The sequence below is a fragment of the Streptomyces sp. NPDC006711 genome (assembly GCF_042869775.1).
Lineage (GTDB): Bacteria > Actinomycetota > Actinomycetes > Streptomycetales > Streptomycetaceae > Streptomyces.
This window is the reverse complement of record NZ_JBIAGO010000006.1, coordinates 22,490-34,094: the sequence shown is the minus strand read 5'-3', so window position 1 is coordinate 34,094 and position 11,605 is coordinate 22,490. Positions and strand designations below refer to the sequence as shown.

The following is an 11,605-nucleotide window of genomic DNA, read 5'->3' as shown; positions in this document are numbered from 1 at the left end:
CCACAGAGGTTGGGCTGTGAGGCTGGCCGCCGCCCGCCCCGACGGGCCCGACTGGGAGGTGCGGATGACGACCGCGATCACCGGCTCCGCGCGCACGAGCCACCGGACCGATCACCGGCGCGCCCGCCGCGGCGCGCTGCCCGTGGCGGTGGTGGCCCTGATCGGGGCCGGCGCCGCCGGGGTGCTCGCGCTGTGGTGGAGCGACACGAACGCGGTGGTGGGCCCGGCGGGCTGGCTCACCGGCGCGGGCCGCATCACGGGTCTGCTGGCCGGCTACGCCTGCGCGGTGCTGCTCGCCCTCATGGCGCGTGTGCCGCTGCTGGACCACACGGTCGGCACCGACCGGCTGGCCCGCTGGCACGCGCTGGGCGGGCGCTGGACGGTGTCGCTGATCCTCGCCCACACCCTGCTCATCATCTGGGGGTACGCGCTGGCCTCGCACACCGATGTGGTCAGCCAGACCTCCTCGCTCGTCCTGAGCTACCCCGACCTGCTCAAGGGCACCATCGGCTTCCTGCTGTTCGTGGCCACCGGGGTCCTCTCGGCGCGTGCCGCCCGGCGCCGGATGAGCTACGAGACCTGGCACTACCTCCATTTCGCCACCTATCTGGCCGTCTTCCTCGCCTTTGGCCACCAGTTGTCCAACGGGGCGGACTTCGTGGCCAACCGCTCCGCCCAGCTGGCCTGGTACGCGCTGTTCCTCGGTGTCGCAGCCCTTTTGGCCTGGTACCGGTTCGTGGTTCCGGTGCGGCGCGGGCTTCGCCACCGGATGCGGGTCACCGCCGTCGTTCCCGAGGCCCCGGGCGTGGTCTCCGTCCATCTCACGGGTGAGCACCTGGACGAACTGGGCGCCCGGCCGGGCCAGTTCCTGCGCTGGCGCTTCCTTGCCCCGGGGCTGTGGTGGACCGCGAGTCCCTACTCGCTCTCGGCCCCCGCGCACCCCCGGCAGCTGCGCATCACCGTGAAGAGCGCCGGGGGCCACAGCGCCGCTCTCGCCCGGCTCGCGCCCGGCACCCGGGTGTGGGCGGAGGGCCCGTACGGGAGTTTCACCGCGAGCCGTCGCACCGCGCCGAGGGTGCTGCTGCTCGCCGGGGGCGTCGGCATCACGCCGCTGCGGGCCCTGTTCGAGACGCTGCCGGGCGAGGTGACCCTCATCTACCGGGCCCGGCGCGCCGACGATCTCGCCCTGCGCGCCGAAATCGACGCGATAGCCGCCCACCGGCGGGCGGTCGTCCATTACGTGGTGGACGAGCCGGCCGGCTGGGCGTCGCCGCTGACCGCCCGGGCGCTGAGCGCCCTGGTCCCGGGTCTCGCCGCGCACGACGTCTATGTGTGCGGGCCGCCCGCCATGACGCGGGCGGCGACCGGCGCCCTGCGCGAGGCCGGTGTGCCGGCCCGTCGCATCCACCACGAGTCGTTCGCGTTCTGAGGAGGACCACGCCATGCGCCGCGCCATCGTCGCCGCCACCGGGACCAGCGCCCTGATCGTCACGCTGCTCGCCCTCAAACCCCACCAGAACGCCCCCGTCGGCGCGCTGGCGCGCACCCCGTCGCGTGCCGTGGCCACGGCGCCCGGCCCGTCGGGCGCGACGGCGGGAGCGCCCACCGGGACGGGCACCTTCACCGGGGACCCCGTCGACACCGAGTACGGACCCGTGCAGGTCGCCGTCACCCTGGACAAGGGAAGAATCACCGCCGTCGACGTGCTGCGGGCGCCGGACGGCAACGGCCGCGACCAGCGCATCGCCGCCTACGCGCTGCCGCGCCTCACCCAGGAGGCGATCGGCGCCCAGAGCGCGGCCATCGACGCCGTCTCGGGCGCGAGTTACACCAGCCAGGGATACATCCAGTCCTTGCAGAGCGCCCTGGACCAGGCCCATGCCTGACACCCCGGCCGGGCTGCGCCATGTCGAGCACGTGATGGGCACCGTGTTCTCCTTCGACATCAGGGACCGCCCGACCCCGGCCATCCGGCGGGCGCTGGCCGAAGCCGTACGCCGGCTCCACCGGGTGGACGCCGTGTTCTCGCCCTACCGGGCCGACAGCCACATCAGCCGGCTCGGCCGGGGCGAGACGGCCCTCGAGGACTGCCCGCCCGAGGTCCATGAGGTGCTGGCCCTGTGCGCGCGGGCGGAGCGCGAGAGCGACGGCTACTTCAGCGTGACGCCCGCCGGCTCCCTCGACCCGTGCGGGCTGGTCAAAGGATGGGCCACCGAGGCGGCGGCCCGGCTGCTGCGCGCGGCGGGGGCGCGCCACACCTGCGTCAACGGCGGCGGCGACCTCGCCATCAGCGGCCGGGCGGCTCCCGGCGCGCCGTGGCGCGTCGGCGTCGCCCACCCGTTGCGGGCCGGGGAACTCGCCACCGTCGTGACCGCCCACCACGACCTGGCCGTGGCCACCTCCGGAACGGCCGAGCGCGGCGCCCACATCGTCGATCCGCACCGGGGCGTCCCCGTCACCGCGTTCGCCTCCCTCACCGTCGTCGGCCCCAGCCTGACCTCGACCGACACCTACGCCACGGCCGCCTTCGCCCGGGGGCACGGGGCCCGGGAGTGGCTGGAGGGCCTGGAGGGGTACGAAGCCCTCGCGGTCCTGCCCGACGGCGAGCGGTGGCAGACCTCGGGTTTCGCGAGGTACGGGTCATGAGGCACGGCGCGGCTGTCCGCCGGCCCCGGTCCGGCCGGCGTCCGAGGCACGCCCCCCGGCCGGCCGGGCCGCCGGGAACGTCACCCCCGCGCTGAACGCCCCGCGCCCCACTCCCGTACTCCCCGTCGCAGTCACGCGTCGTACGTCGAGAGGACAGTCAGCATGAGCACCCCATCGCAGTCCGTACCGGGCCAGGTACCGGCGCGCCGCACCGTCATCGCCTGCGTCGGAGCCGCCGGGCTCGCCGCCGCGCTCACGGCGTGCGGCGGCTCGGACAGCGCGGCCAAGGACAGCGGGGCCAAGCCCGCCGGGGACGGCGGCGGCCAGGCAGGCGGCAGCGGGAGCGTCCTTGGCAAGACGGCCGACATCCCCCAGGGCGGCGGGAAGATCTTCGCCAAGGAGGGCGTCGTGGTCACCCAGCCGAGCGCCGGACAGTTCAAGGCGTTCTCGGCGAAGTGCACGCACCAGGGCTGCGCCGTGTCGTCCGTGTCCGACGGCACCATCAACTGCCCTTGCCACGGAAGCAAGTTCGGCGTGGCGGACGGCAGCGTGAAGGCCGGCCCCGCGCCGTCCCCGCTGCCCGCCGCCGCGATCTCGGTGGAGGGGGACTCGATCAGGCTGGCGTGACGCGGCCCGCCGCCCGGAGGCAGCCCAGGATGTCGTCGGTGGTGGTCACCGCGGCGACCAGGGCCAGGGTGTGCCGGATCATCGCGGGGGTGTAGTCGGCCGGCACCCCCGCGATCGCGTCGGCGGGGACCACGGCCGTGTAGCCGAGGTTGACGGCGTCGAAGACCGCGTTGGGGATCGCCACGTTCGCCGAGACGCCCGCGACGATCAGGGTGCGGCAGCCGAGATTGCGCAGCAGGGCGTCCACCTCCGTGCCGGACACGGGCGACAGACCGTGCAGCCTGCGTACGACGATGTCCTCGTCCGCGACCTCGATGGGCTCGGCGACGCGCACCGCGCGGGAGCCGGCGTACTGCTGCACGGGCAGTCGTTCGGCGGCGCGGAACAGGGGGGCGTTGCGGCCGGACCCACGTCCGTCGGGGCGGCGCTCGGCCACCGCGTGCAGCACTTGGACGCCCGCTTCGTGTGCGCCCGCGACGAGCCGCGCCACCTGCCTAAGTGCCCCCGACTGCCGTGCCTGCGCCGCGAGTTCGGGCAGCGCGCTGTCCGGCCCGACCACGCCCTGCTGGCACTCGACGGTCAGCAGTGCCGTGGAGGCGGGAGCGAGGAGCCGTGCGAGGAGTTCCTTCGTCGCCATGGCGCGGGAGGCTAACGGCCATTGCGTGAGGGGGGAAGGGCCATTGCGCGCGGGGGGAAGGGCACGCCATCATTTCTGACGCACCGTCAGTATGCCTGTCGGAGAGCGCCGTTGGGCGCGCACAAGGGGAGGCGTCATGACCGCCGCACAGCGCAGGGGCCGCCGGATCATGATGACCGACGAGGAGCGCGACGCCTTCCTCGCCGAGGCGCGCACCTGCCGGGTCGCCACCGTCTCGCCCGACGGCAGGCCCCATGTCGCGCCGCTCTGGTACGTCTGGCAGGGCGGCTCGCTCTGGCTGTACTCGATCACGCGCAGCCGCCGCTGGGCGCAGCTCGGCAAGGGCCCGCGCGTCGCGGTCGTGGTGGACGACGGCACGGAGTACGGACAGCTGCGCGGTGTGGAGCTGAGCGGCAGCGTCGTCCCGGTCGGCGAGGCGCCGCGCACCGGTCTTCCGTGCCCCGAACTCACCGAAGTGGAGCGGCTGTTCGCGGTGAAGAACTTCGGCCTTGCGGAGATGGTCCACGACGGGCGGCACGCCTGGCTGCGGCTGGCCCCGGACACCATCGTGTCCTGGGACTTCCGCAAGCTGGGGGGCGCGTTCCGGCGGTAGCCCGGGCGCGCGGGGTCAGGCCAGCCGCTCCCCCGCCGCGACCAGCGCGTCGACCGCCGCCCTGATCGAGGGCCTGCGGTCGGCGTCGGCGCGCCAGACCGCGTACACATGGCGGCTCATGGCGTCCCGTACGGGCACCAGGCGCACCCCGTCGGGCACGGGGCCCCGGCCCAGACGCGGCGCGACACTGACCCCCAACCCGGCCTCCACCAGGGCGAGTTGCGTCGCGTGTTCGCGGGCCACATGCGCGACTCTCGGCTCGATGCCCTTGCCGCGCAGCGTGAACATCAGCCACTCGTAGCAGAACTCACCCTCGGGCCAGGTGATCCACTCGTCCTCGGCGAACTCTTCGAGGCCCACCGCGTCGCGTCCGGCGAGCGGGTGGTTCGCGGGCACGGCGACGTCCGCGAGGTCGTCCAGGACCGCCCGCTTGGCGAGCCCGGGGGGCAGCGGGAGCGGTTTGTTGTACCAGTCGAGGACGAGCGCGAGGTCGAGATCGCCCAGGAGCACGCTCCCCACCGACTCCTCGGCCTCCTGCTCCTCGGAGCGGACGGCGAGGTCGGGGTGTGCGGCGCGCAGCGCGGCGAGGGCGGCGGGAAAGAGGCCACGGGCGGCGGTGGCGAAGCCGGCGATCCTGAGCTCGCCGACGACCCGGCCGCGCTGCTCCTCCAACTCGGCCTGGGCCACCTGCACTTGGGAGAGGATGCGGGCGGCGTGCTCGGCCAGCAGCCGGCCGGCGTCGGTGAGGCGCACCCCGCGCCCGTTCTTCGCGAGCAGCGGCTGGCCCGCCTCGCGCTCCAGCTTGGCGAGTTGCTGGGAGACGGCCGACGTGGTCACGTGCAGGGTGCCGGCGGCGCCGCCCACCGAGCCGTGCCGGGCCACCGCGTCGAGGGTGCGCAGGCGCTCCAGATTCAACATGTAAGCGATGCTAACCGATCACCGTGATGAAATTTCGCTTGTACTACGCGGTCCTGGGCCTCATCGTGGTCGTCATGAGCACCGCCACGCCGCCTCGCCCCTCCTCCGCTTCCCTCGCCCCACGCCACGCCCCGGCCTCCGCGCCGGGGCGTGGCGCCGCGCTCGACTGGCGCGTGCGGTTCGCCGCGCTCTCGCTGATCTGGGGCTTCAGCTTTCTCCTGATCAAGGTCGGCACCCAGGGCTACGCACCGTTCCAGGTCACCTTCGGCCGGCTCCTCTTCGGCACCCTGGTGCTCGCCGCGGTGATGGCCGTCAAGCGCGAGCGGCTGCCGCGCGGGCGCCGGACCTGGCTGCATCTGACGGTGGCGGCGCTGTTCCTGAACGCCGCGCCCTTCTCCCTGTTCGCGTACGCGGAGCTCACGATCCCCTCGACCCTGGCCGGCATCTGCAACGCCACCTCGCCCCTGTGGGGCATGGCCCTGTCCCTGGTCGCGCTCTCCGAGGACCGTCCGACCCGCCGCCGGGTCGCTGGCCTCGGCCTCGGCTTCCTCGGGGTGCTCACGGTCCTCGGCGCCTGGCAGGGCTTCAGCGGTCTGGACGCGCGCGGCACGGCGATGGCGCTGCTCGCCTCGCTCTGCTACCCGGTCGGCTGGATCTATGTGCGCCGCACCCTTGCGGGCAGCGGATACTCCAGCCTGTCCCTGACGGGACCCCAGCTCGGTCTCGCCACGCTCCAACTCGCCCTGGTCACCCCGCTGTTCGCGGGCCTTCCGAGGTCCTTCCCGCTCGTGCCGCTGCTCGCGGTCGCGGCCCTCGGCGCGCTCGGCACGGGGCTCGCGGTGCTCCTCCAGTACGGCCTGGTCACCGAAGTCGGTCCGACCACGGCGCAGATGGTCACCTACTTCATCCCGGTGATCGCCACCGCCGCGGGCGTCGCGGTCCTCGGCGAACACCTCAGCTGGAACACCCCCGTCGGCGCGGCCGTCGTCCTGGCGGGCGCGGCCCTGACCCAGAGCCGGCCGCGCGCGCGGCGACGGGCTCAGTAGCGGGAACGGGGTCCCGAACCCGGCCCGATCGCGGCGGCGACGGCGTCCGCGAGGGGCCCGATGTCCTCGGGCTCCAGACGGGACACGGTGAGCCGCACCCCGGGCTCGGACGCCATGCGGAAGCGGGCCCCGGGAGCCACCGCCCAGCCGGCGTGCAGCAGCCTGGCCACCGCCCCCGTCTCGTCGGGCACCGGCACCCACACCACGAAGCCGCTGCGGCCGCGCGCCGCGACCCCGCGCTCACGCAGCGCCCGCAGCAAGCCCTCGCGGCGTTCGCGGTACGAGCGCGCGACCCGCTCCGGATCGACGGCGCCCGACGTCCACAGATCGACGAGGGCCCCCTGGAGCAGCCGGCTGACCCAGCCGGGCCCCAGCCGCTGACGGCCGCGCACCCGGTCCAGGGTGACGGCGTCCCCGGTGAGCAGCGCGAGCCGCAGATCGGGACCGTAGGCCTTGGCAACGGAGCGCACGAACGCCCAGTGTCCGGTGGCGGGGGCGACCGGGTGCAGGGGCAGATCCACCATCCCGTGGCCGTGGTCGTCCTCGACGAGCAGTACGCCGGGGTGGGCGGCCAGCACCTCGCGCAGGGCCCGGGCGCGGGCCGCGCTCACGGCCGCGCCGGTCGGATTCTGGGCGCGGCAGGTGATCACCACCGCCCGCGCGCCCGCCGCGACGGCGCGTTCGAGCCCTTGGGGCAGGGGGCCCTCGTCGTCGAGCGGCATGGGTTCGGGCCGCAGTCCGAGCGCGGGGACGAGATCGAGCATCGCGCCCCAGCCGGGGTCCTCGATCGCCACCGCGTCACCGGGTTTGAGGTGCGCGGTGAGCACGCGCTCGATGGCGTCGAGCGAACCCGAGAGCACGCCGATCGGCCCGTCCGGCACGCCGCCCTCGTCGAAGGCGGCGCGGGCGAGCCGGGCCAGGTCCTCGACCACGGGCTCCTGCCCGTACAGGTAGCGGCCCGGCTGTCGCGCGTTGTGGCGGGCGGCGGCGGCCAGCGCGTCGCCGAGCGGCGGCAGCAGCGCCGGATCCGGGTTGCCGTCGGCGATGTCGCGTACGCCGTCGGGCACATGCACCCGGATCAGGTCGCGGGCGCTGCTCGCGGGCCTCGGCCTCACCCGGCTGCCGCGCCGGCCCGCCGTCTCGATCACCCCCCGGTCGCGCAGCAGCCGGTAGGCGGCCGCGACGGTATTGGGATTGACGCCGAGCTCGGTCGCCAACTCCCTCAGCGGAGGCAGCAGTTGACCCGGTTCGAGCTCGCCGGCGCCCACCGCGAGCTCCACGCTCTCGGCAATCTCCGATGCGCGACGTCCTGTGATCCGATATTCTCCTAGCACAAACGACATTATGCACTAGTGCAATGGAGAACGCCATGGCGGACAGCCCGGCCACCGCGCCCTACGCGTCCACGGACCGCACCGTACCGGCCCGCTACCGGGACCGGACCTCCTACGACCGCGCCCTCGTGCACGGCATCCTCGACGAGGCGTACGTCTGCCACCTGGGGTTCGTCCGTGACGGGGCCCCCGTCGTGCTGCCCACGCTCTTCGGCCGGGTCGGGGAACGGCTCTACATACACGGCTCCACCGGCTCGCGCCCGCTGCGCGCGGCGGGCCAGGCCGGCCCCGGCCTGGAGGTCTGCCTGACGGTCACGCATGTCGACGGCCTGGTGCTCGCCCGGTCCGCCATGCACCACTCGATCAACTTCCGCTCGGTCGTGGTGCACGGCACCGCCCACGAGGTCACCGACCCGCAGGAGCGGCTGACCGCGCTCGACGCGCTGGTGGATCACGTCGTACCGGGGCGCTCGAGCGACACGCGCCCGCCGAACGCGAAGGAACTGGCCGCGACGGCCGTGATCAGCCTCGACCTGAACGAGGTCTCGGCCAAGGTGCGCGCCGGTGGCCCGAACGACGACGCCGAGGACCTGGGGCTGCCGTACTGGGCCGGGGTGCTGCCGCTCGCCCCGGCCTACGGCGCGCCCGTCCCGGCGGACGGCCTCGACCCCGCGGTGGCCGTGCCCGGTTACCTCACCGCGCGCTGAGTCCCCCGGCTCACCCCGGGGCCCGCCTCGCGCCCCTCACAGCGCCACCGTCTCGCGGCGGTCCCTCGCCGCCTGCCTCGTCTCGGCCGCCGCCAGCCCGATCACCGCGAGGAGCAGCAGCGCGGTGCCCGCCGCCGTCGCCGCGGTGACGCGTTCGCCGAGCACCGACACGGCGATCACGGCCGCGCTGACCGGCTCCAGGAGCATGATCACCGAGACGGTCGCGGAACGGACGACGGCGGCTCCCGCGAAGTAGAGGGCGTACGCGAGCGCGGTCGGCACGGCGGCCACGTACAGAAGCAGGACGACGACGCGCACCGGCTCCCCGGTGTGCGGCAGCAGGCCCTCCCCGGCCGCGAACGGCAGCAGGCAGAGGGCGGACACGCCGAAGGCCCACGCCGTGGTCGCCGACGGGTCCCCCGCGCCGCCCTCGCGGCCGAGCCACCTGGTCAGCAGGGTGATGGCGGCGTATCCCGCGGCCGACACCAGGGCGAGGAGGACCCCGGCGGGCCTGACCGTGCCGCCGCCGTTGCCCACCCACAGCACGGCAAGCCCGGCGAGCGCCCCGGCGACGGCCGCGACGCCGGGCCCGCCGATCCGCTCGCCCAGGACGAGGCGGGCGCCGAGCGCGATGAGGACGGGGCCCGCGCCGAGCGTCACCACGGTCGCGACGGCGAGACCGGTCGCCTCGACCGCCGCGAAGTAGGCGCTCTGGAAGATCATCAGGCCGATGCCGCTGCCGAGGACACGCAGGAGCCGACGGCGTCGGGGGTCGCGCGGGGTCGCAGGCGTGGCGGATATGGCAGCGGCGGCGGACACGCCGGGGCGTGCGGGTGCGGCGGGGCGTGCGGGGCGACGGCGCAGGGCCATCGCGCCGAGCAGCAGGACAAGACCTCCCGCGCAGCGCCAGAAGGACAGGGCGAGCGGTCCGAGGTCGCTGGCGCCGAAGACCAGGGCTGCGGCGGCGCCCGCCGTGCCCCAGGCGAATCCGGCGAAGGCGAGGTAGAGGAGCCCGCGCCCGACGGGCAGCGGGGTGGAGGGGCCCATGGCGGGGCCCGTCGACGAGTTCGACACGTACGTACTCCGATGAGGAAGACGGCTGGCTGGTCGCGGCATCGGGTGCGCGGGCAGCGACGAGCCGCTGGGCGACAGCCCCAGCAGGGTCTTCGTCAGGAGGTGCGGCCGCCCGCGTTACGCGGCGGGAGGCGGCAGTACGGTCATCGGCATGATCGCCACCCTAGGCGGCGGAGCGCCCGGCCGACAACTCCCCCTCGGCCCCGGCCGGCCCGCCGCACGCGATCGGCCCCGAGGGCGCCTTGGGCGTAGAGGACTGGGCGATGAAGGCGCCGCACAGCACCACCGCGCCACCTGCGATCTGCGGCGCGCCCAGGTGCTCGCCGAGCAGGACCCAGGCGAAGACGGTCGCGATCACCGCCTCAAGACAGGCGACGACACCGGCCACCTGCGGGGAGAGCCTGCGCACGGAGACGACGCCGGTGACGTACGCGAGCACGGTCGCGATCAGCACGATCCAGGCCAGCAGCAGCGCGGCGGGAACCGGGGTGCCGTTCATGTCGGCGTCCGCGCCAAGGACGGACCACTTCATGCCCCAGGGGCGGGCGAGGACGGTCAGAAGGAGGGAGCCGACGAGCAGGCCGTAGGCGATGACGCCGATGGGGTCGGGCGCCTCCTCGTCCGCGCCGCCCTGGTCGGACAGGACGAAGTAGCCGACCTGGCAGCACGCGGCGCCGAGGGCGAGCAGCAGTCCGAGCGCGTCGAAACTCAGCCCGGACCAGATCTCCACGACGCTCGCGAGGCCTGCGGCGGCGAGCACCACACCGACGGCGGCGGCCCGGGTCACGGGCCTGCGCTGCACGAACCGGACCCAGCCGAGAACGAGCGCGGGCGCGAGGTATTCGACGAGCAGGGCCACGCCCACGGGTATGCGGGAGAGCGAGGCGAAGTAGCAGGCCTGGACCCCGGCGACGGCCAGCAGTCCGAATCCGGCGAGCAGCGCGGGTCTGCGCAGCACCAGGGCACGGTGGCGCCAGGCCACCGGGAGCATCACCAGCGCGGCCCCGGTCACCCGCAGCCACACCACGTGCAGCGGGTCGAGCCCCGCTTCGATGAGCGGCTTGGCCGCCACACCGGAACCACCGAATGCGAAGGCCGACCCCAGGGCGAGTCCCAGGCCGGCGCTTCTCCCCTGAGACGCGTGCATCGGCACATCATGGCAGCCCGGGTCAGGACCGTCATCCTCATGACACCTGTCGAGACGCACCCCCGCGCCGGGTCCGGTACGGGGCTCGGACCGAGGGGGCCCGCCTCTGCGCCGGGGCGTTCGGCGGGGTGCCTCAGGGCCGCCGGCGCGGGCCGTCCAGGCGGGTGGCGAGCCACGCGGCCTCCACCCCCGCGTGGTCGAGGACTTCGACCGCCCGGCACCCGGGGTCCGCGGCGAGCGCCGCCAGCAGGTCGCGCCCGTCGGCCCGGTCGTCGCCCCTGGCCCGGGCGCGTCGCGACGCGTGGTCGAGGGCCGCGAGCGCGCTCGGCGACCAGCCGGGCTGCGTGATGAGCGGCACCGCTCCCGAAGCCTCCACCGATCCCTGCCAGCGCAGCCCATAACCAATGCTGCGCTGCACCAAGTACCCCAGCACACGCGCGACTTGGGGCCCGCCTTCGAAGGCCGCCCGTACATCGGGATCGCTCTCCATCAGCGAGTGCAGCAGATGCGCGGTGTCCAGCTGCCGGTCACCGTCGCGCAGCGCACGCCTGCGGGCACCCGCGACCACTGAGGCGAGCTCCGCGGTGAGCCGGCCTTCGATGTCTGCGGGGGAAGCGGCCTGGTGCGGCGCTGGGGGAATCGGGCTGTGCACTCCTCCACCTCATCAGGCGCCGGGGCGCGGAACATCCCCGTGGGGGAGCATTCGCGCCTCCGACAGAAGGTGGGCACGGATGACCGGGTTCTCCTCCTTACGGAGGAGATCTCGTAAATCTCCCCCTCCGGGGCAACCCACGGCCGCCGTGCGCGAGACCGGCCGGGGCGCAGCGCCCGCGACGCAACCGCGCCACCGTCGAAT

General features: G+C 74.5%; 13 protein-coding genes. 7 read left to right on the top strand and 6 right to left on the bottom strand.

Going from position 1 to position 11,605, the window contains the following annotated elements; genetic code table 11:
* Positions 1-64 precede the first annotated feature (64 nt).
* The 4 genes from ACFYM2_RS14680 to ACFYM2_RS14665 all read left to right on the top strand — a co-directional run bounded on the left by ACFYM2_RS14680 (position 65) and on the right by ACFYM2_RS14665 (position 3,273).
* Positions 65-1,429 carry a ferredoxin reductase family protein gene (locus ACFYM2_RS14680; protein WP_359005789.1) on the top strand — a complete coding sequence of 455 codons (1,365 nt, stop codon included), beginning with the start codon at positions 65-67 and terminating at the stop codon, positions 1,427-1,429.
* 13 nt (positions 1,430-1,442) lie between these two features.
* On the top strand, positions 1,443-1,886 hold the full coding sequence (locus ACFYM2_RS14675) for an FMN-binding protein (protein WP_388457087.1): 444 nt from the start codon (positions 1,443-1,445) through the stop codon (positions 1,884-1,886).
* Positions 1,879-2,646, top strand: a complete 768-nt coding sequence (locus tag ACFYM2_RS14670) for an FAD:protein FMN transferase (RefSeq protein WP_388836298.1) — start codon at positions 1,879-1,881, stop codon at positions 2,644-2,646. The genes ACFYM2_RS14675 and ACFYM2_RS14670 overlap by 8 nt, the downstream gene beginning before the upstream one ends.
* 162 nt (positions 2,647-2,808) lie before the next feature.
* The gene (locus ACFYM2_RS14665; RefSeq protein ID WP_388457090.1) at positions 2,809-3,273 is read left to right on the top strand and encodes a Rieske (2Fe-2S) protein; all 465 of its coding nucleotides are present in this window, start codon (positions 2,809-2,811) and stop codon (positions 3,271-3,273) included.
* Here the strand turns inward: ACFYM2_RS14665 and ACFYM2_RS14660 are convergent.
* Positions 3,260-3,910, bottom strand: a complete 651-nt coding sequence (locus ACFYM2_RS14660) for a cysteine hydrolase (RefSeq protein ID WP_359005726.1) — start codon at positions 3,908-3,910, stop codon at positions 3,260-3,262. The two genes, ACFYM2_RS14665 and ACFYM2_RS14660, sit on opposite strands and share 14 nt — an antisense overlap.
* Positions 3,911-4,046: 136 nt before the next feature.
* On the opposite strand from ACFYM2_RS14660, the gene ACFYM2_RS14655 reads away from it, so the two are divergent.
* Positions 4,047-4,523, top strand: coding sequence for a pyridoxamine 5'-phosphate oxidase family protein (locus tag ACFYM2_RS14655; protein WP_388836295.1), 477 nt, complete (start codon positions 4,047-4,049; stop codon positions 4,521-4,523).
* A gap of 15 nt (positions 4,524-4,538) precedes the next feature.
* On the opposite strand, the gene ACFYM2_RS14650 is transcribed toward ACFYM2_RS14655, so the two are convergent.
* On the bottom strand, positions 4,539-5,441 hold the full coding sequence (locus ACFYM2_RS14650) for a LysR family transcriptional regulator (RefSeq protein WP_388836292.1): 903 nt from the start codon (positions 5,439-5,441) through the stop codon (positions 4,539-4,541).
* A gap of 74 nt (positions 5,442-5,515) precedes the next feature.
* On the opposite strand from ACFYM2_RS14650, the gene ACFYM2_RS14645 reads away from it, so the two are divergent.
* On the top strand, positions 5,516-6,487 hold the full coding sequence (locus ACFYM2_RS14645; protein ID WP_388836731.1) for a DMT family transporter: 972 nt from the start codon (positions 5,516-5,518) through the stop codon (positions 6,485-6,487).
* Here ACFYM2_RS14645 and ACFYM2_RS14640 read toward each other — a convergent pair.
* Positions 6,481-7,821 carry an aminotransferase class I/II-fold pyridoxal phosphate-dependent enzyme gene (locus ACFYM2_RS14640; protein ID WP_359005735.1) on the bottom strand — a complete coding sequence of 447 codons (1,341 nt, stop codon included), beginning with the start codon at positions 7,819-7,821 and terminating at the stop codon, positions 6,481-6,483. The genes ACFYM2_RS14645 and ACFYM2_RS14640 overlap by 7 nt on opposite strands.
* Before the next feature lie 35 nt (positions 7,822-7,856).
* Here ACFYM2_RS14640 and ACFYM2_RS14635 point away from each other — a divergent pair, with 35 nt between their 5' ends.
* Positions 7,857-8,528: a pyridoxamine 5'-phosphate oxidase family protein gene (locus ACFYM2_RS14635; RefSeq protein WP_388836288.1), complete on the top strand. Its 672-nt coding sequence runs from the start codon at positions 7,857-7,859 to the stop codon at positions 8,526-8,528.
* A gap of 36 nt (positions 8,529-8,564) precedes the next feature.
* Here ACFYM2_RS14635 and ACFYM2_RS14630 read toward each other — a convergent pair whose 3' ends face one another.
* The 3 genes from ACFYM2_RS14630 to ACFYM2_RS14620 all read right to left on the bottom strand — a co-directional run bounded on the left by ACFYM2_RS14630 (position 8,565) and on the right by ACFYM2_RS14620 (position 11,401).
* On the bottom strand, positions 8,565-9,575 hold the full coding sequence (locus ACFYM2_RS14630) for a DMT family transporter (protein WP_388836728.1): 1,011 nt from the start codon (positions 9,573-9,575) through the stop codon (positions 8,565-8,567).
* A gap of 190 nt (positions 9,576-9,765) precedes the next feature.
* Positions 9,766-10,749, bottom strand: coding sequence for an EamA family transporter (locus ACFYM2_RS14625; RefSeq protein ID WP_359005741.1), 984 nt, complete (start codon positions 10,747-10,749; stop codon positions 9,766-9,768).
* Positions 10,750-10,882: 133 nt separating this feature from the next.
* The gene (locus tag ACFYM2_RS14620; protein WP_388457098.1) at positions 10,883-11,401 is read right to left on the bottom strand and encodes a Clp protease N-terminal domain-containing protein; all 519 of its coding nucleotides are present in this window, start codon (positions 11,399-11,401) and stop codon (positions 10,883-10,885) included.
* Positions 11,402-11,605: the final 204 nt, after the last annotated feature.